The following is a 19,108-nucleotide window of genomic DNA, read 5'->3' on the forward strand; positions in this document are numbered from 1 at the left end:
CCTTCACCCGTTCCCGGCCCCTCAGTCGCCCGCCACGACGATACCGCCGCCGCTCGCCACATATTTCGGCAGATCGTCGCCGATTTCGTAATAGTCGCCCTTGTCGCCGACGAAAATATGCACTTCGCCCTTGAGACTGGTCGGCTTGTCGAACGATCCGGCCATCACCGAGATGTAGTCGAGATCATGGTGTTTCCAGAACATCACCGATCCGCAATTGCGGCAGAAACCGCGCGCCGCATATTCGCTGGCGGCATACCATTTGATGTTTTCCTCACCCGTGATGGTGATGGCATCCTTCTGGACATTGGTCGCCGCATAGAAATGGCCGGATTGCTTGCGGCACTGCGAGCAATGGCAATAGACGATCCCGCGCAGCTTGCCATGCGCCTTGAAGCGGATGCCTCCACACAGACACGATCCACTATGCAATTCCGACATCAGGCGGACTCCTGTTCAAAACAGCAAAAGACTAGGCTTGCGCCAGCGTCCTGCCTTGCGCGATCACGCCTTTGCCGACCGTGTCAGCGACATGCGCAAAAGCGCGGCGCCGACGACGGCGGAAAGCAGTGATCCGAGCAGCACGCCCAGCTTTGTTTCATCCTGCAGCAGGGGCGAATTCGCATAGGCGAGGAGGCCAATGAACAGGCTCATGGTGAAGCCGATGCCGCACAGCATCGAAACCCCATAGATCTGGAACCAGCTTGCACCAGCCGGGCGTTCTGCCAGCCGCAACTTTATCGCCAGCAGCGCAAAGGCAAAGACGCCGATCTGCTTGCCGACGAACAGGCCGGCCGCCACGCCAAGGGGGACGGGATCGGCAAGGTTGGACAGCGAGACGCCGCTGAAGGACACGCCCGCATTGGCAAAACCGAAGATCGGCACGATGGCAAAGCCGACCCAGGGCTGGATGGCGTGCTCCAGCTTGAGCAGCGGCGATTCGGTTGCCCCCTGCCCGTCCTTGGCCCCGCGCATCGGAATGGTCAGCGCCAGGAGGACACCGGCCACCGTGGCATGCACGCCCGATTTGAGCACAAGAATCCACAGAATGACGCCGAGGACGAGGTAGGCCCAGAGCCGCACCATGCCGAGACGGTTCATGGCCATCAGGATGACGAAAACACCGGCTGCACCGGCAACGGCGGGAATATTCAGCCCGTCCGAATAGAACAGCGCGATGATGAGGACCGCGCCCAGATCGTCGATAATGGCAAGCGCCGTCAGGAAAACCTTCAGGGACAAAGGCACGCGCGAACCAAGCAGGGACAAAACACCGAGCGAGAAGGCGATATCCGTTGCCGACGGAATGGCCCAGCCCCGCGCCGTTTCGGTGCCGGCATTGAAGGCAAGGAAGATGGCCGCCGGAACGACCATGCCGCCGACCGCGGCGAAGCCCGGCAATGCGCGCCGTGACCAGCTGGACAACTGGCCGCTGATCATTTCACGTTTGATTTCCAGCCCGACCAGCAGGAAGAAGATCGCCATCAGCGCATCATTCACCCAGTGAAGAATACTCAGGCCGCCGACATAGGTCTTCAGAAGGCCGAAATAACCGTCACTGAGCGGTGAATTGGCAATGATCAGCGCCAGCGCGGCCACCACCATCAGGATGATGCCACCGGAGGCTTCGCTCTCGATGAAGGAACGGAAAGACGCTGTCAGGCGGATTCGGCGCGAAGGTTTTGTTGTCATGGAACCTTGATAGAATCCAAAGACATAAATTTCCAGCCAAAACGGCCCTGCGTTCTGACAGATGCGTGATCAGGTCAGGATTGTTACCCCAATCGCCCAAAACAAAGGGCGGCCCTTTTGGAGGCCGCCCTTGCCGTTCATGCCAGTTGTTCAGACGGATCAGCCGTTGACGGCGATCTTCTGCGGATGCGCGTTGCGCTCCTTCTTGAGAAGTTCTGCAACGAGGAACGCCAGCTCCAGCGCCTGGTCGGCGTTGAGGCGCGGATCGCAATGGGTGTGGTAGCGGTCCGACAGATCTTCCGCCGAAATCGCCCGTGCACCGCCCGTGCATTCCGTCACGTTCTTGCCGGTCATTTCGATGTGGATGCCACCGGGATAGGTGCCTTCCGCATGATGAACGGCAAAGAAGCCTTCAACTTCCTTCAGGATACGGTCGAAGGGCCGTGTCTTGTAGCCATTGGCCGTGATCGTGTTGCCATGCATCGGGTCACAGGACCAGACCACATCGCGGCCTTCCTTCTGCACGGCGCGGATCAGCTTGGGCAGATGGTCGCCCACCTTGTCATGGCCAAAACGGGCAATGAGGGTCAGGCGGCCGGGTTCGTTTTCCGGGTTGAGCAGATCGATCAGCCTGATCAGACCGTCGGGCTCCAGCGAAGGGCCGCATTTGAGGCCGAGCGGGTTCTTGATGCCACGGCAGTATTCCACATGGGCATGGTCCGGCTGGCGGGTACGGTCGCCGATCCAGATCATGTGGCCCGACGTGCCATACCAGTCACCGGACGTGGAATCCACGCGGGTCAATGCCTCTTCGTAGCCAAGCAGCAAGGCCTCGTGGCTGGTGTAGAAATCCGTCTCGCGCAGCGTGTGGTTGGTTTCCGACGTGATGCCGACGGCACGCATGAAGTCCATCGTATCGGAAATCGTGCGGGCCAGGGATTCATAACGCTCGCCCTGCGGGCTGTCCGAAACGAAGCCAAGCATCCACTGGTGCACGTTCTCGAGGTTGGCATAGCCACCCTGGGCGAAAGCGCGCAGAAGGTTCAGCGTTGCAGCCGACTGGCGATAGACCATTTCCTGGCGGTTCGGATCGGGGATGCGGGCAGCCTCGGTGAACTCCATGCCATTGATGATGTCACCGCGGTAAACCGGCAGCTCGATACCATCCTTGGTTTCCGTATCGGCAGAGCGCGGCTTGGCGAACTGACCGGCAATGCGGCCGATTTTCACGACCGGCTGCGATGCCCCGAAGGTCAGGACAACCGCCATCTGCAGGAACACGCGGAAAAAGTCGCGGATATTGTCCGCGCCATGCTCGGCAAAGCTCTCGGCACAGTCGCCGCCCTGCAACAGAAAACCCTGCCCTTTGGACACGGCTGCGAGCTGGCGCTTCAGCTTTCGCGCCTCACCTGCAAAAACCAGCGGCGGATAGGTACGAAGACGGCCCTCGACATCGCTCACAGCCTGAGCGTCCGGATAAAAAGGCGCCTGCTTGATTGGCTTGCCTCTCCAGGAAGTCGGTGTCCAGTTCTTCGTCATTATTGCACCTGTTTTCTATTGTCCGCACTGGGTAGCGGTGGTTTGCGTTTTCCGGTTGCTCCGGAAGGCGCTCATATAGTGGAAATATCCCTATTATACCAGTCCTGTTAAGGTTTGCGGCGGAAACACGAAATCGAGATTGTCGCAGGCGGCATTTTGATTTACGTTGACGTTAAAGTCAAAGTTGGAGCCGCCGATGCGCGACATTGCTTTTCAAGCCTCTGATGGCTTTCCCCTGCATGGCACCATGTTTGACGGAAAAGGTGCCGGGCCGGCGGTCCTGATCTCCTCCGCGGCCGCCGTTCCCAACACATTCTACCGGCACTTTGCCCATAAACTGCTCGATTGCGGTGCCTCCACGGTGCTGACCTACGATTATCGCGGCGTCGCGAAATCCGGAACGCCGAAGGGATGGACCACGCGCCTCGGCATGAAAGACTGGGGCGTGCTCGATTTTCCCGCGGCAGTCGATGTTCTCAAGCGCGCAGCCGGCGACAGGCCTCTGGTGGGCATCGGCCATTCCTATGGCGGCCTGGCGCTTGGCCTCAGCAACCGGTCTTCCGACTTTGCCCGCTATACATCGCTTGCTTCGCTCTCCGGCTATTACCGCTATACGGCCGAACCGTTTTCCGTCTTTGCCAAGATGAACTTCCTCGCCCTGCCCCTGGCGCTCTCGCTCGGACGCGTGCCCAAATGGAGCGGTATCGGCGAGGAACTGCCCGGCAGTGTCTTCCAGGACTGGGCACGCTGGTGCCGCAATCCCAATTTCCTTTTCGGCGACGCCAGAACGCCGGAGTCGAAGCATTTTCAGTCGGTGCGCACGCCCCTCCTTGCCGTCGGATTGACCGATGATCCCTGGGGAACGCCGAAGGCAATCGATCACCTTTTGACCCACTACGGCAATGCGCCGACAAACCAGCTGTGGCTATCCCCGCAGCAATCGACCGGCGGCGCAATCGGCCACCTCGGCTTCTTCCGCAAGCACCATACCGCCACGCTGTGGCCGCCCGTCATCGACTGGCTGCTGCACGGGAAGGTGCCGCACGGCGCAACGCACCGCGCCGAACAACGCGTTGCCTGAAGGAATGCGTTGATGTCTCAGGCGTAGGGCGTACCCGCCATTGCGGCTTTGAGGCCGAGGGTTCCCTGGTCGACAAGCCCGAGGAAGACGGCTGTCGCTTCCCGCGCATCCTGTTTCAGCTGAAAGGAGCGGTGCGCCTGGACGAAAGCCGTGGTCCATGTCGCCAGAAGCAGCCCGGCGGCAAGAGCGGCATCGGAATCGTCTGGTTCCCGCCCCGCGCTCTCGGACAGGGCCAGACTGATGGTCTGCGCAAGCTCGTCACGGATCGCTCTCGCCCGGGCCTTCAGGGTTTCACTGCCCTCGATCGTCGCCATGAAGGCCTGGCTCCTGACCGAAAACCGGAGATAAGGAACGTCCTCCGCAGCCAGCCGATGGGCCAGCAGACGCAATGTCTCGACCGGGGTGATGCCGGGCTCGCGCCGCTGCAACGCGTCACGCAGCATCTCGTGCCCCTCTTCCTCGCGATCGAAGAACATGTCCTCCTTGCGGGGAAAGTGATTGAACACCGTCATCCGCCCGACATCGGCGGCGGACGCAATCTCGTCTACCGTCACATGATCGAAGCCACGCTGCATGAAAAGCCGGGTGGCGGCGATGGAAATGCTTTGCCGGGTGGCGAGGCGCTTACGGGATCGGCGGTCGGATGGCACTGTCATGCCTCCGCTGATAGCACGATTTATATACTGAGTACAATTTTGTATTGACACGCAGCGCTGGATGATCCCATATAAGTGTACTGAGTACATATTAGGATCAAGTATATGAGAAATGACATTGATGTCGTGGTCGTGGGAGCCGGCCCAGTCGGGCTCCTCACCGCCATTGAACTAACTTTGGGCGGTGCGCGCGTTCTCGTGCTGGAGCGCCTCGCCACGCCGAGCCTGGAAATGAAGGCCGGCGGGCTCGGGCCATTGGGGCTTGAGGCGTTGCAGCGGCGCGGCATGACGGCCGCCATCGCCGCCGCCGAGGCGAGCAGTTTCGCGGCGATGGCGCAGTCCGGGCTGGACCCGCGGGCGAAAGGATCGAAGTACAGCGGCCATTTCGCCGGCCTTTCCCTGATCCGGAAGGATGCGCAGACAGAGCCGGAACGCCGCGCCCGCCCCGTGGACCAGCAGGCCCTCGAAGCCATGCTGGCCGACCGCGCACACGCGCTTGGAATCGATGTCCGCCGCGACTGTGAAGTCACCCACTTCATCCAGCATGCGGATGGCGTCGATGCGGAATGGACATCTCCCGCGGGCACAAACCATGTGCGCTGCGCCTACCTCATCGGATGTGATGGCGGACGCAGTTCGATCCGAAAAATGGCCGGCTTCGATTTTCCCGGCACGCCGCCCTCGTCCACCTTCTACCAGGCCGTTGCCGAAATCGATCATCCCGACCGCCTGGCACCGATGGGCTGGCGGCGCACGTCGGGCGGTATCTTCTCCTACGGGCCTTTCCCCGGCCGGCTGGTGATGATCGAATTCACCGGTGCGCCGCAGGACCGGCAGGCGCCGGTCACGCGGGAGGAGATCGAAGCGGTTCTGCGCCGTGTCAGCAGTGCCGATGTCCGCGTCAAGGCGCTCGAAAGCGGCAGCCGATGGACTGACAACACGCGGCTTGTCGACACCTACCGCCAAGGCCGGGTGCTGCTGGCCGGCGATGCGGCGCATATCCATACACCGTTCGGCGGTCAGGGCCTCAGTCTCGGGCTCGTGGATGCCGCAAATCTCGGCTGGAAGCTCGCCGCCGTCATTCGCGGCGAGATGCCCGAAACCCTGCTCGATACCTATACGGACGAGCGGCGCCCCGTTGCCGAAGCCGTTCTGGCAAACACGCTTGCCCAGATGGCCATCATGCGGCCCGATCCGCAGGCGGGCGCGATGCGCGATATCATCGTCAACCTCATGCAGTTCGATGACGTCAACCGCTTCATTGGCGAAATGATGAGCGGCCTCTCCATCCGCTACGATCTCGGCCCGGAACGGGACGAGGTTGGCCGGCTGACGGGCGACCGGCCGGTAAGCCCTGGCGATGCCGGAACCTCGCTCTACGATCTGATGCAGGATGGCATGGGCGTTCTGCTCGACGCCTCCGCCGGAGGGAAGGCCTCCAGCCTCGTTGCCGCCCGCACAGGAAGAGTGCGGTGCATCGCCGTCGATGCAGGACCTTCCCTGCTGATCCGTCCGGACGCCTGCATTGCCTGGGCGGGTGACAACGACAGCACGGACGGTTTGGAGCAGGCACTCCGGCGCTGGTTCGCGCCATCACAACCGTGACCCCGTCCGGGTCGAGCCTTTAGCGGAGCAAAGGCTCGATATCAATCAACGCGCGCGCCGTCGACGATCCGGTATGTCGGCTTGTACATTGTCACCAGTTCCTCGGCGGCAGTCGGATGCACAGCCATCGTCCTGTCGAAATCTTCCTTGGTGCATCCGGCCTTCATGGGAATGGCCAGGAGCTGTGCCATTTCACCCGCATCGGGGCCAAGAATGTGCGCGCCGACCACTTTCCGGCTGTCTGCATCGACAATCAGCTTCATCAGCATCTTTTCCGTGCTGCCCGACAGCGTATTGCGCATCGGGCGGAACACCGCCCGGTACACCTCGACCGCTTTGAATGCGCGCGCCGCGTCCTGCTCAGTCAGGCCGACAGTACCGATCTCCGGCTGCGAAAACACCGCTGTCGCGATCAGCGCGTGATCCGGCTGCGTCGGATTGTTCTTGAAGGCAGTCTCAAGGAAGCACATGGCTTCGTGAATGGCGACAGGCGTCAATTGCACCCGGTTGGTGACATCGCCGACCGCCCAGATGTTTTCCCTGCTCGTGCGGGAATAGCCATCCACCTTGATCGCACCCATCTCATCCACAGCAACACCAGCCGCCTCGAGACCGAGCGATGTCGTGTTCGGCACGCGGCCGATGGCCAGCATCACCTGATCGGCAACAATCGCATCACCGCCGGACAGATGCACCAGTTTGCGTCCATCATCCTGGCGTTCGACCCTGGTGATGATTTCCGTGCAACGGATATGAATGCCCTTTTCCGCCATGGCCGCATGCAGCATGTGGCGCAAATCCTGATCGAAGCGCGACAATATCTCCTTGCCGCGATAGACAAGCGTGGTGTCGACGCCAAGGCCATGGAAAATATTGGCGAATTCCACCGCGATATAGCCGCCGCCCTCGATGACAATGGCTTTCGGCAGCGTATCCAGATGAAACGCTTCATTTGAGCTGATGCAGAATTCATTGCCCGGCAGCGAGGGGTGCGGGCTTGGGTGACCGCCGACGGCGATCAGAATCTGGTCAGCGGTCACCTGCTTGCCGGTCTTGAGAATTTCGATCGTGTGATCGTCGATCAGCAAAGCGCGGCTCTCGAAAATCTCCACGTCGGAGTTTTCCAGCCCCTTGCGATAAAGCCCTTCCAGACGGGCGATTTCGCGGTCCTTGTTGGCGATCAGCGTCGGCCAGTCAAAGGTGTTCTTGCCAACGGTCCAGCCATAGCCTGCCGCCGCATCGAAATGTTCCTGGAATTGCGAGGCGTAGACGAAGAGCTTTTTGGGCACGCAGCCGCGAATGACGCATGTGCCGCCCATGCGGTATTCCTCCGCCAGCCCGACCCGCTTGCCCATGGCACCCGCCAGGCGTCCCGCGCGCACGCCGCCGGACCCGCCGCCGATGACAAAGAGGTCATAGTCATAGGTCGCCATTTGCATTCACTCCGAATCTGTTCCGCTGCTGATCACTTTATATGGGTTTATAACGCCGCTTTAAAAGAACAAAGCCCGGCTTGGACACCGGGCTTTGCAAATGGTCAGGAAGCGGAAAGGATCAGGGCTTCGGCTTGGCAGGCGCTGCCGGCTTGGCCGGAGCCTTTGCCGGGGCTTTGGCAGGCGCTTCCGGCGCTGCCGGTGTTTCGGGCGCGGGCGCCGGCGTTACCGGTGCTGTCGCCGCAGCGGCCGCAACGACCTTTTCGGCCACAGCCTGCGCAAGATCGCGGGCAATACCGGCGCGCCAGATGCTGGCGGCCTTCAACACTTCGCGCATTGCGATTGGGTCTTCAGACAGGAATTTCTTGCCTGCGGGAGAATTGTAAAAGCCGGTGATGGCGTTCAGCTCTTCTTCCGAAAACGACACGGCATAAGCACGGGCAGCTTCGTTTTCGAGATCCGCACGACGCGCCGCCAGGGCCAGTGCCTGCTCGTCCACGGTGGAGCTGATGATGGACTCAAGATTGGGATCTTTATCGATCAGCTGAACTTTCAGGTTCTGTGCCGCATCTGGCAAAATCCCGTCAAACATATCCGTCTTCTTCATCGCTGCAATTGCAGCGCGTGCGGCAGCAAGATGTGATGCGGTGATTTCCTGCGCCTGCGCGGTACAAAGACTGCCCAGCATGATCGCGATAGACAGAGGTGCAATCAAACGGCGAAAGCCAGTTGCTCGGTTCATGGATTTATTGCTCCGTTTTTCTCAAGACTTTGCCTGTCAAGGCTGTGTTCGTGTTCGTATGCCGTCAGCACCGGCCAGAATAGCCACGCGCGCCAGCCCTAGAAATAGTCCATGCTCCACAACGCCCGGTATGGCGTGCAGAGCGTTTGATAACGCTCTTGTATCCGGAATGCGGCCAAAAGATGCATCCAGGATCAAATGCCCGCCGTCTGTAACAAATGCTTCGCCTCCCGTCATCCTCAATGTAACGGAACCGGACAGATCAAGCGCTGCAGCAGCTTTTTCGATGGCGATGTGCGTTGCCGCAAGACCAAAACGGTTCACTTCAATCGGCAATGGGAACCTGCCGAGCACCTCGACATTCTTCGACTCATCCGCAATCACCAGCATTTGCGCCGACGCGGCAGCCACGATCTTTTCACGCAGCAGTGCGCCGCCGCCGCCCTTGATCAAGGCGAGTTCCGGGCCGATCTCGTCGGCTCCGTCAATGGTCAGGTCCAGCTCCGGCGTTTCTTCCAGCGTGGTCAGCCTGACGCCAAGCTCCCGGCACAGCGCCGCCGTGCGTTCCGACGTCGGCACGCCGATGACATCAAGGCCCGCGGCGACCTTTTCCGCCAGAAGGCGCACAAATTCTTCGGCCGTGGAGCCGGTGCCGATACCCAGGCGCATGCCATCTTTGACATAGGTCAGCGCTTCGGCAGCTGCCTTGATCTTCAGTGTCCTGGCATCCATCCTTGGCGCCCTCTCCCTGCTTTGACTTGACACTAGTGGTCCTATTCTGACATTCGCATATGGCGCGTGATGTCAAATGGGATGCGAATGTCACATTCGTTCCACTTGGCTCCCTAACACGTCAGACAGACGGGTCAAGGCTCGATACATGATTTCGCCCTATACATAAGCGGATCGTACCACGCCTGAAATGCATAAATCGCGGAACTCCTCATCCGAACCTTAAAATCGCAGGTGCACAGAATGTCCAAACCTATTGTTGTTTTCGATCTCGATGGCACCCTGGTCGATACCGCCCCGGACTTGCTCGACAGTCTCAACCACTGCCTCGAAGCGGCCGGCATGCAGAAAGTAGACCCGGTTGCGCTGCGCCGTTATGTCGGGCAAGGCGGCCGCGTGATGATCGAGCGGGCGTTCGAGGCACAGCAGAAAATTCTCAGCCCGGAACAGCTCGACTGGCTGGTCGGTCTTTTCCTCGAGCACTACGGCAAGAACATGCCCGGCCATTCCGCGCTTTACGACGGCGTGGAAGATGTGATGAACAATCTTGCCAAGGCCGGCTACCTCCTTGCCGTGTGCACCAACAAGTTCGAGGGCCTTTCCGTCAGCCTTTTGACGGCGCTCGGGCAGAAGCAGCGCTTTGCCGCCATATGCGGATCCGATACGTTCGCGTTCCGCAAGCCCGATCCCCGCCACCTCTTCGAGACCATCGCCAAGGCGGGCGGCGACCGCGACCGCGCCCTGATGATCGGCGACAGCCGGACAGACATCGATACGGCCAAAGCCGCGGGCATTCCCGTGATCGCCGTGGATTTCGGCTATTCCGACCTGCACGTGTCGAGCTACGAACCAAGCAAGGTCATTTCACACTATCGTGAATTGAACCTCGACCTCGCCGAACGTCTGATCAACGCGGTCAATGCCTGATTTGGCTTGAATCGGAAAGGCTTAGCTTTCCCGACGGCAAGTACCTGAAGATCCCGGATGGAACAAAGTCTGCAATCATGCGTTGCATATTTTGATCGATACCACGCCCATGGGTGTAGTATCCGCAGCCTATTCGCGCATTCATGACAACGAAGATGTGCATCTTCGGGATTTCAGGAGGAAATATGAGAAAGCTTGTTTCGTTGTTCACGGCGGCCGTCATGTCGATCGGCATGGTTTCCGCAAGCTCCGTGGCCAGTTATTCCGCCCCGATGGTGCCCTTGTCCATCGAAGGCTCGAATCCCGTCAAGCAAGTCCGGGATCACGGCAACTGGAGGATGCGCCATGGCTGGCGCGGCGGCGGTCATTGGCGCGGCAATCGCGGCTGGCACGGTAATCGCGGCTGGTATGGCGACCGGGGATATCGCGGCGACCGCTACTGGTACAGAGGCCATCGCGGATATCGCGACTACCGTCCCGGCTACCGCTATTATAACGGCGCATGGTTCCCGCTGGCTGCCTTTGCGGGCGGCGTGATCATCGGCAACGCCATCAACAATGACCGCGTTGTCAGACGCGGCTCGAGCTATCACACACGCTGGTGCTACAATCGCTACCGGTCCTACCGGGCGTATGACAATACATACCAGCCCAACAATGGCCCGCGCCGTCAGTGCGTTTCGCGATAAGGCGGAACAGAACGCGCTTGATTCACGTCCCCGGTCACCGCTGTGACCGGGGACGTACCGAAGCGTTGCCGCCTATGCTTTAGACGGAAGTAGCAGCCAATTTGCCTCAAACTCGCAACCATTGCCCATTTTTTGGGCGATTATCCGCGTTGCAGCGTAAATAGCGGAATGTGCTTGCATTTTTTTCCCAACGCGCTTGAATGATCGTGTGTGAAGGGGATTATGAGTGAAGCCATTTGATGAGATGATCAAAACCGGCGGTCAGGTACGCCCGCCATATGAACAACTGCAATGCTGGCTTAATACCCAGAACCCGGAACGGTTTGCGCAGAAGGCGCGCGATGCAGAAAATGTCTTCCGCAAAACCGGGATCACCTTCGCCGTCTACGGCGATGAGGAAGCGGCAGAACGCCTGATCCCCTTCGATATCATCCCACGCATCATCACCGGCAATGAATGGCGACGCCTGTCGCAGGGCATCGAACAGCGTGTGATGGCCCTCAACGCCTTTCTCGATGACATCTACCACCGCCAGGAAATCATCCGCGCGGGCCGCATCCCGCGGGAATTGTTCACCCACAACGATGCCTTCCTGCCGGAGATGGTCGGCTTCCGCCCGCCCGGCAATGTCTATACCCACATTATCGGCGTCGACATCGTCCGGACCGAAGAAAACCAGTTCTACGTTCTCGAAGACAATGCCCGCACGCCATCGGGCGTTTCCTACATGCTGGAAAACCGCGAAACGATGATGCAGCTGTTTCCGGAGCTGTTCCAGCAGATCAAGGTGCGGCCTGTCGAAACCTATCCCAAGCAGTTGCGCCAGTCCCTGGCCGCCGTCGCGCCACCCGGCTGCAACGGCACGCCGACCATCGCCGTCCTGACCCCCGGCATCTACAATTCAGCCTATTTCGAACACGCCTTCCTGGCCGACCAGATGGGTGTCGAGCTCGTCGAGGGCAGCGACCTGAAGATCGAGAACGGCAAGGTGGTGATGCGGACCACGGAAGGCAACCGCGCCATCGACGTGCTGTACCGGCGTGTCGATGACTCCTTCCTCGATCCCCTCACCTTCCGCCGCGATTCAGCGCTCGGCGTTGCCGGCATCATGGATGTTTACCGCTCCGGCAACATCACCATCGCCAATGCCCCCGGCACAGGCATCGCCGACGACAAGGCGCTCTATTCCTATATGCCGGAGATCGTCGAATTCTATACCGGACGCAAGGCAATCCTCGAGAATGTGCCGACGCACCGCTGTTCGGAACCGGATACGCTGAAATATGTCCTGGAAAACCTTGCCGATCTTGTCGTCAAGGAGGTTCACGGTTCCGGCGGCTACGGCATGCTGGTCGGGCCGGCGGCCACCAAGCAGGAACGCGAGGATTTCGCGCTGAAACTCAAGGCCAATCCGAAGAACTACATCGCCCAGCCGACGCTTGCCCTGTCGACGACGCCGATCATGACGGAAAAGGGCCTGGCGCCACGCCACGTCGATCTGCGCCCCTTCGTTCTCGTATCCGACCGCATCCGCATCACGCCGGGCGGCCTGACCCGCGTGGCGCTGAAAGAGGGCTCGCTCGTTGTCAATTCCAGCCAGGGAGGCGGGACAAAGGACACCTGGGTTCTCGACGACTGACCACTCTGAATGGGGAATGAGGGCTGCCACAGACGGCCCCATCAAGAAATAAAAGAGGGATACAACCAAAACATGCTTCTTGGTCGCACCGCGAATGGTCTCTACTGGATGTTCCGCTATATCGAGCGGGCAGAGAATATGGCACGCCTGATCGATGCCGGTTTGCGGATGGCTTTGACGAAAACCTCCGATGCGCCGGAGGAATGGTCCTCCGTGCTGATGAGCGCCGGGGTGAAAATCGGCTACGACGCGAAATACGGCGAATACAACGCCAGCCTGGTCTCGGATTTTCTGCTGCGCGACCTCGGCAATCCGTCCAGCGTGATGTCCTGCATCGAAACAGCCCGCTCCAATGCCCGCATGGTGCGCACCGCCCTCACCCGCGAAGCCTGGGAAAGCGTCAATGAAACCTGGATGATCCTCAAATCGACGCTCGCCGAGGCGGTTCCCGAAACGGATCTTCCGCGCGTCCTCGACCAGATCAAGCGTGAAACCGCCATCATCCGCGGTGCCTTCCACGGCACGATGCTGCGCAACGAGATCTTCAATTTCGCCCGTATCGGCACGTTCATCGAACGGGCCGACAACACGGCGCGCATTCTCGACGTGAAATATTACGTGCTGCTGCCGTCGATTTCCTATGTCGGCACGACACTCGACAATTTTCAGTGGGAGTCGATCCTGCGCTCCGTCTCGGCCCATCGCTCCTATCGCTGGGTCTACGACGTCGAATACAATCCGGTGAACATCGCCGATTACCTGATCCTCAATTCGCGCATGCCGCGCTCGCTGAACTTCTGTTACTCGAATATCGTCGACAATCTCACGTTTCTCGCCAATGATTACGGCAAGCGGCACGAGTGCCACGACATGGCGGAAAGCATCATGACACGGCTCGAAAACAACGACATCCGCACCATCTTCGACAACGGCCTGCATGAGTTTCTCAGTGACCTGATCTATCAGACATACGGCCTGGGCAGCAAAATTGCCGAAGCCTACAATTTCGATTGAACGCCATGCTCCTGACCATCAAACACACCTCGCGCTACCAGTATGATTTCCCGGTGCAGTATGCTGTCCAGCGTTTGCGCCTGCACCCCTCGAGCTCGCCCGGCCAGAAGGTCATCGACTGGACCGTGACGGTTCACGGCGCCGAGCAGGAAGCGAATTACCGCGACGGTTACGGCAACCGGACGCAGCTCGTGCGGCTTAACCGCGATGCGAGGGAACTGGTCATCGAGGCTGCGGGCCAGGTGGAGACGGAAGACCGCTCCGGCGTGCTCGGCAAGGTCTATAATTTCATGCCGATCTGGCTCTATGAGCGCGAAACCGCACTGACGAAGCCGGGAGATGCCGTCCGCCAGCTTGCAGCCAGCCTGAACGTCAAGGACGACAAGCTGGCGCTCATGCATGAACTGATGGACACGCTGCACAGTGCCGTGGCCTATACGCCGGGCACCACCGACATCGCCACGACGGCCGAAGAGGCGCTGACACTGGGAACGGGTGTCTGCCAGGACCACACCCATGTTTTCCTCGCCGTCGCCCGTGTCCTGAAAATTCCTGCCCGCTATGTCTCGGGCTATCTCATGATGCTCGACAGCATCGAACAGACCGCCACCCATGCCTGGGCGGAAGCCCATATTGACGGGCTCGGCTGGGTCGGTTTCGATGCCGCCAACAACATCTGCCCGAACGAGCATTATGTGCGCATCGCCTGCGGCCTCGACTACAATGAAGCGTCGCCCATTTCCGGCATGCGCTTCGGCCCGGGCATGGAATCGCTTGCCGTGGACCTCAATGTAGAGCAGTAATCGCCGGGATTTTTTAAATTCGGGATTCGCTATGACCTATTGCGTCGGGCTTAAATTGGATCGTGGTCTTGTGTTCATGTCGGACACCAGAACAAATGCCGGCGTCGACAACATCTCCACGTTCAAGAAGATGTACACATGGGCAAAGTCCGGTGACCGTGTCATCACGCTTCTGTCGGCCGGCAATCTTGCCACGACGCAGACCGTCATCAGCATTCTCAACGAACGCACCAAGATTCCATCCGAGCGGGCACCGTCGATCTTCGACATGCCCTCGATGTTCCAGACGGCGAAGCTGGTGGGCGATACGATCAAGAATGTGATCCATGACGTGGATTCCAATGGCCAGCGTGCCGATTCCTTCGGCGCCTCGATCATTCTCGGCGGGCAGATCAAGGGCGGCGAGCCGCGCCTGTTCCTGATCTATCCCGAGGGCAACTTCATCGAGTCATCACCCGACACGCCGTTCTTCCAGATCGGCGAGCACAAATACGGCAAGCCGATCATCGTGCGTTCCTACGATCCGGCCATGACGTTCGAGGAAGCAACCAAACTGCTGCTGGTGTCCTTCGATTCCACCCTGAAATCCAACCTGTCGGTCGGCTTGCCCCTGGACATGCAGTTTTACGCGGCGGACAGCCTCAAACTGGGCTTCGAAAAGCGCATCGAGCGCAACGATCCCTATTACGAGGCCATTTCCGACGGCTGGTCGCAGGCTCTCAAACTGGCGTTCCAGAGCCTGCCTTCCTTCGAGATCGATTAGGGTGCGTGGTTCGACAGGCTCACCATGAGGGGTGTGGTTTGGCTGCAATGCCAATCGCAAAGGTTGCAGAGTATAACTGCCTGCAATCCTGCCCCTCCCTCATGGTGAGCCTGTCGAACCACGCACCGGAGCTTTTGCAGCCAATCCATACAAAACGTCAAACCTTGGCCGCAAACTCACAGCCTAACCCCTTCCACCCACTCCACTTTCCCATTATGGTCCGCGATGAGGCCGGTCGAAACGGATCGGTCTTGGGGCTTCATAACCCCTCATACAGCGGTCGGTGTCGACCGCAAAGGCACCTCCTCAGCCCTATGGCCGGGAGGGCCTCGGCGTATGTCCAGAGCTTCGGCTTAAAGGCCGTGGCGGTCGTCTGTGTGCGGCTTATGAACCTCCCGGTCACCAGAGGATAACCCTCGGGTGACCACTTTCCTCGTGTGAAAAGGGAGTGAGCATGGACAATTACAATTTCTGGTCAAATCTGCTCGACACGTTCCAATCCTCGCCCGATTGGATCAAGGCGCTGTGGCTGATCGTCCCGCCCGCCTTCGTGCTGGCGCTCGTCGCCTTAACGCTGCGCTTCCGGATTGAGAGCAGGAAGGTGGAAAGACGTTTTGACGGCGAGCTGGTCTATTCCATTCACCGCGATGCGGGCAACCAGCTGCATGTCGTCAGCTACCTCAAGCCAGCGGGACATAACCCGTCGCTGCTTTTTCTCGATCAGGGCGACCGCGATGCTTTTGAACACCCGCAGGTCGAACCGCCATCCGAAAACCGGTAGCCTACAGCTTTGTGGTCTGGCACGGACGGACGTATGGCTCCAAATGCTAAATGTGTGAGATTAAACAGCACCGCCCGTTAATTAAAGAAATTGCATTTTTCTTTATTAATGACGATGGCTAATTAAGAAAGGCGCCCATGATGACGATCATCATTGGCTGCGGTCGCGGCTCGCAGCCTTTATCATCGCTTACAACTTCGCCCGCAAACCGGTAGCTTACAGCTTTGCCGTCGTCTGCGGAACGTCCGCCTGGCGCACCGCCGTCGTCTTGACGATGGCCTTTTCCATGTAGAGATCGCGCTGATAGACGTCGTCGAAATACTGGATGGCGCCCGTCCTGGCATCCGGCCACGCGGTGAAATACGAGACGTAAACCGGCAGCGGGTCCTTGACCCGGACGCTGCGCTCATTCTTGCCGAAATACTGGTTCAGTTCCTCGACCGGCACGCCGAGCACGGCCGCAGCCATGTCACGCGGACGTTCCAGACGGATGCAGCCGTGGCTAAGCGCCCGCATATCCCGCTTGAAGTAGGACTTTGCCGGCGTGTCGTGCATGTAGATGTCATGGCTGTTGGGGAACAGAATCTTCAGCTCGCCCAGCGCATTGTCGAGGCTCGGCTTCTGGCGGATGCCCACACCGCCGCCGCTCGAAGCCACCTGCGCCCAGTCCACGGCGCTTGATGGAATGACACGGCCGGACTTGTCATAGACCTCGTAACCGCTGTTCTCGAGATAGGAGGGGTTATTGAGAATTTTCGGCATCATCTCATTGAGAATGATCGACCGCGGCACGCCCCAGGACGGGTTGAACACGACGGTCTGGATCGTGTTGTCGAAAAAGTAGGTCTGGTTGGTCGGCGAACCGACCACGATGTTCATCGCCAGCTTTTCCGCATTGTCGTCAAAATACTGCGCGCGATAGGCCGGCTGGTTGATGAACACGTAGCGCTTGCCGAAATCGTGCGGCAGCCAGCGCAGGCGCTCCATGGAATAGAGAATGCGGTCACGCTTGGAACTGTTGGTCTCGCCCTGCAGCGAACTGATGGTGCCGCGCCCGATCACGCCATCGGGCTTCTTGCCCTGGCTGGTCTGGAAATCCTTGATCGCCTCGACCAGGCTCGGGTCATAAACCGTCGCATTCTCATGTTCCTGCAGCACGGCTTCATGCTTGGCGAGAAAATCCTTCGGCGCCTTCGCCTTGATCAAGGCGACCACGTTGCGGATTTCCGGGTTTTCCTCGCCGGGACGGATCATGGTGCCGGGCGCAACGCGCACTGTCGGCTCGGCACTGGTCCCGCCAAGCTCATGCAGATTCTGCTTCAGTTCCGCATACCATTTGTTCTGCGGCTCAAAACTCTTGAGCAGCGCAGCGGCATCATTGGTTGACGCAAGCTGCTCGATCACCGCACGCGGCTTGACCCGGTCAACGGCGAAATCGTGGAACCCGCTCAGCCGGTTCGGATTGATGCGCCCGTCACCCTGGTCCATCGCATAGCGCAGCGCCCGCGCCGACATGGTCAGTTCGAAATCCGCCAGTTCCTTCAGCCGCGCCGGGATGTTGGCCCGGTCATAATCATCGCTCGGCAGCTTGACCGCATAATCCTTTGGATCAAGCCCGTCGGCGCCCGCCGCATTGAACACCGCCGCGACCGCCTTGGCCTTGGCCGAGACATCATAGGAGGACGTCCAGATGGGCTGCTGTTTCAGGGCATAATAGGCAACGATAGCGTCCGCTATGTCCTTTTCCGCCAGAATATGGGCTTCCCTGATCTGCTCGAACTTCAGGCCGAACTGTTCCAGCGGAATCTGCGGTGCGGCATCCCGGTTCTGATTGGCCGATGCCGTCAGTTGCAGGTCGATCCTGGAAAAATCCACCCGCACCAGCCCGTCGGGTTTGTAATCGTAATTCTTCGGCGCGGTCACCGTCACGCGCTTGACGGGCGCTGCCCGGGCAACGGGCTGCTGCCGCGGCAGTTCAGGCTTCGGCGCATAGACCGGCTGTGCCTGTACGCGGCGGCTGCCAAACAGGAAATCCATCAAATTGTCGGCGGCCAGTGCCGGAGACATGGAAATGGCTGTGGCCGACAACATGGCAGCTACAAAAATCGCATGCTTTTTCGAATTGGAATTCATAATGCTCGCCCAGATGGTACAGTCACGCCCGCAACGGATGCAGGCCACGAATGGTGATTCACAGCCAGTTTCGCCGCATCCTATTTACAATCTTTTAACAATAACCCGCCCCTTCGATTTATATTCGCGCGCGCCGCTCGAGCACCCTGATGATGGCTATCGGCTCATTTAACGCGATTCACCGCAGCTTTCACACCGATTCGCGCATCACGGCCCTGACCCAATCAATTCTTTTGCAGAACATGCAATAATGTCACAGCTCAAGTGACGCGAAACTTGAATTGCGCTATTCGGCGCATAAATATTTCCAAGTATCCTTACTGTTGTTCATTATAGCATTAATAAGTACTTTGAGCACACCCGCCAAAGCAGGTTATAGTCTTCTGAAGAAAATATTTCTCACGGGAAAGCCCGCGCGGATATCGGTACTATTGCTCAGCAGCAGGGATCAGTGGCGATGACGGGTCACGACGGGCTCGCGGCTTAAACCTTTCGCCGCCAGTTCATCGAGATAGGCCTGCCAGCGCTCGTCGCGGTTGCGGCCGAGGTCGATCAGGTAATCCCAGCTGAAAAGGCCGGTATCGTGCATGTCATCGAAGGTGATGCGCACCGCATAATTGCCGACGGGGTCCATCTTGGCGATTTCGACATTCATCTTGCCCGGAACCGTCACACGCTGTTCCGGCGAATGCCCCTGCACTTCCGCCGATGGCGAAGCCACGCGCAGCAGTTCCGCGCTCAACATGTAGGTTTCGCCGGTATCGAATGCGATCGTCAGGGAACGGCGATCCTTGCTCACCCGCAGTTCCTTGGGCCAGGCAGTGGTCATGGCAGATGCTCCTTTATGCGCACTCTTCTCTATGCGCCCCGACATTTGGT

Annotated in this window: 19 protein-coding genes; 10 read left to right on the forward strand and 9 right to left on the reverse strand. The window is 59.3% G+C overall.

The annotated features are described in order from the left end of the window. Window positions 1-21: 21 nt before the first annotated feature. The 3 genes from ACP7B1_RS10670 to ACP7B1_RS10680 all read right to left on the reverse strand — a co-directional run bounded on the left by ACP7B1_RS10670 (window position 22) and on the right by ACP7B1_RS10680 (window position 3,231). Window positions 22-441 (reverse strand): GFA family protein, encoded by a 420-nt coding sequence (locus ACP7B1_RS10670; RefSeq protein ID WP_223612922.1) that lies wholly within the window; start codon window positions 439-441, stop codon window positions 22-24. Window positions 442-504: 63 nt separating this feature from the next. Then, window positions 505-1,692, reverse strand: coding sequence for a Na+/H+ antiporter NhaA (gene nhaA, locus ACP7B1_RS10675; RefSeq protein WP_403176265.1), 1,188 nt, complete (start codon window positions 1,690-1,692; stop codon window positions 505-507). A gap of 159 nt (window positions 1,693-1,851) precedes the next feature. Then, entirely contained in the window at window positions 1,852-3,231 is a 1,380-nt protein-coding gene (locus tag ACP7B1_RS10680; RefSeq protein WP_223612920.1) for a class II 3-deoxy-7-phosphoheptulonate synthase, read from the reverse strand. Window positions 3,232-3,427: 196 nt separating this feature from the next. Here ACP7B1_RS10680 and ACP7B1_RS10685 point away from each other — a divergent pair, with 196 nt between their 5' ends. Continuing rightward, window positions 3,428-4,312: an alpha/beta hydrolase family protein gene (locus ACP7B1_RS10685; protein WP_346305858.1), complete on the forward strand. Its 885-nt coding sequence runs from the start codon at window positions 3,428-3,430 to the stop codon at window positions 4,310-4,312. A gap of 17 nt (window positions 4,313-4,329) precedes the next feature. Here the strand turns inward: ACP7B1_RS10685 and ACP7B1_RS10690 are convergent, their stop codons facing one another. Then, on the reverse strand, window positions 4,330-4,968 hold the full coding sequence (locus ACP7B1_RS10690; RefSeq protein ID WP_426136912.1) for a TetR/AcrR family transcriptional regulator: 639 nt from the start codon (window positions 4,966-4,968) through the stop codon (window positions 4,330-4,332). A 105-nt stretch (window positions 4,969-5,073) separates the two neighbouring features. Between ACP7B1_RS10690 and ACP7B1_RS10695 the strand changes: the two genes are divergently transcribed. Then, window positions 5,074-6,573, forward strand: a complete 1,500-nt coding sequence (locus tag ACP7B1_RS10695; RefSeq protein ID WP_346305860.1) for an FAD-dependent oxidoreductase — start codon at window positions 5,074-5,076, stop codon at window positions 6,571-6,573. Window positions 6,574-6,614: 41 nt separating this feature from the next. On the opposite strand, the gene gor is transcribed toward ACP7B1_RS10695, so the two are convergent. The 3 genes from gor to rpiA form a co-directional block, all read right to left on the reverse strand. Beyond that, on the reverse strand, window positions 6,615-8,006 hold the full coding sequence (gene gor / locus ACP7B1_RS10700; RefSeq protein ID WP_346305861.1) for a glutathione-disulfide reductase: 1,392 nt from the start codon (window positions 8,004-8,006) through the stop codon (window positions 6,615-6,617). A 121-nt stretch (window positions 8,007-8,127) separates the two neighbouring features. Continuing rightward, on the reverse strand, window positions 8,128-8,748 hold the full coding sequence (locus ACP7B1_RS10705) for a DUF2059 domain-containing protein (protein WP_223612915.1): 621 nt from the start codon (window positions 8,746-8,748) through the stop codon (window positions 8,128-8,130). 36 nt (window positions 8,749-8,784) lie between these two features. Continuing rightward, complete coding sequence (gene rpiA, locus ACP7B1_RS10710) at window positions 8,785-9,480, reverse strand: ribose-5-phosphate isomerase RpiA (protein ID WP_346305862.1); 696 nt, start codon at window positions 9,478-9,480, stop codon at window positions 8,785-8,787. A gap of 243 nt (window positions 9,481-9,723) precedes the next feature. Between rpiA and ACP7B1_RS10715 the strand changes: the two genes are divergently transcribed. From ACP7B1_RS10715 to ACP7B1_RS10745, 7 genes are all read left to right on the forward strand, one after another. Continuing rightward, window positions 9,724-10,407: an HAD family hydrolase gene (locus tag ACP7B1_RS10715; protein WP_346305863.1), complete on the forward strand. Its 684-nt coding sequence runs from the start codon at window positions 9,724-9,726 to the stop codon at window positions 10,405-10,407. 185 nt (window positions 10,408-10,592) lie between these two features. Beyond that, complete coding sequence (locus tag ACP7B1_RS10720; protein ID WP_346305864.1) at window positions 10,593-11,096, forward strand: BA14K family protein; 504 nt, start codon at window positions 10,593-10,595, stop codon at window positions 11,094-11,096. Window positions 11,097-11,322: 226 nt separating this feature from the next. Beyond that, window positions 11,323-12,735 carry a circularly permuted type 2 ATP-grasp protein gene (locus tag ACP7B1_RS10725; protein ID WP_223612911.1) on the forward strand — a complete coding sequence of 471 codons (1,413 nt, stop codon included), beginning with the start codon at window positions 11,323-11,325 and terminating at the stop codon, window positions 12,733-12,735. 72 nt (window positions 12,736-12,807) lie between these two features. Beyond that, on the forward strand, window positions 12,808-13,749 hold the full coding sequence (locus ACP7B1_RS10730) for an alpha-E domain-containing protein (RefSeq protein ID WP_346305865.1): 942 nt from the start codon (window positions 12,808-12,810) through the stop codon (window positions 13,747-13,749). A gap of 5 nt (window positions 13,750-13,754) precedes the next feature. After that, window positions 13,755-14,552 carry a transglutaminase family protein gene (locus ACP7B1_RS10735; RefSeq protein ID WP_346305866.1) on the forward strand — a complete coding sequence of 266 codons (798 nt, stop codon included), beginning with the start codon at window positions 13,755-13,757 and terminating at the stop codon, window positions 14,550-14,552. Window positions 14,553-14,583: 31 nt separating this feature from the next. Beyond that, window positions 14,584-15,315, forward strand: a complete 732-nt coding sequence (locus tag ACP7B1_RS10740; RefSeq protein WP_346305867.1) for a proteasome-type protease — start codon at window positions 14,584-14,586, stop codon at window positions 15,313-15,315. Between the two features lie 454 nt (window positions 15,316-15,769). Then, window positions 15,770-16,096 carry a hypothetical protein gene (locus ACP7B1_RS10745; RefSeq protein WP_346305430.1) on the forward strand — a complete coding sequence of 109 codons (327 nt, stop codon included), beginning with the start codon at window positions 15,770-15,772 and terminating at the stop codon, window positions 16,094-16,096. 216 nt (window positions 16,097-16,312) lie between these two features. Here ACP7B1_RS10745 and ACP7B1_RS10750 read toward each other — a convergent pair whose 3' ends face one another. Further along, on the reverse strand, window positions 16,313-18,187 hold the full coding sequence (locus ACP7B1_RS10750) for a L,D-transpeptidase family protein (protein ID WP_346305431.1): 1,875 nt from the start codon (window positions 18,185-18,187) through the stop codon (window positions 16,313-16,315). On the opposite strand from ACP7B1_RS10750, the gene ACP7B1_RS10755 reads away from it, so the two are divergent. After that, window positions 18,168-18,401 (forward strand): hypothetical protein, encoded by a 234-nt coding sequence (locus ACP7B1_RS10755; RefSeq protein ID WP_346305432.1) that lies wholly within the window; start codon window positions 18,168-18,170, stop codon window positions 18,399-18,401. The genes ACP7B1_RS10750 and ACP7B1_RS10755 overlap by 20 nt on opposite strands. Window positions 18,402-18,677: 276 nt before the next feature. On the opposite strand, the gene ACP7B1_RS10760 is transcribed toward ACP7B1_RS10755, so the two are convergent. Continuing rightward, entirely contained in the window at window positions 18,678-19,058 is a 381-nt protein-coding gene (locus ACP7B1_RS10760) for a DUF971 domain-containing protein (protein ID WP_346305433.1), read from the reverse strand. Between the last annotated feature and the right edge of the window lie 50 nt (window positions 19,059-19,108).

This window comes from Phyllobacterium sp. SL163 (assembly GCF_049896885.1).
Taxonomy (GTDB): domain Bacteria; phylum Pseudomonadota; class Alphaproteobacteria; order Rhizobiales; family Rhizobiaceae; genus Phyllobacterium; species Phyllobacterium calauticae.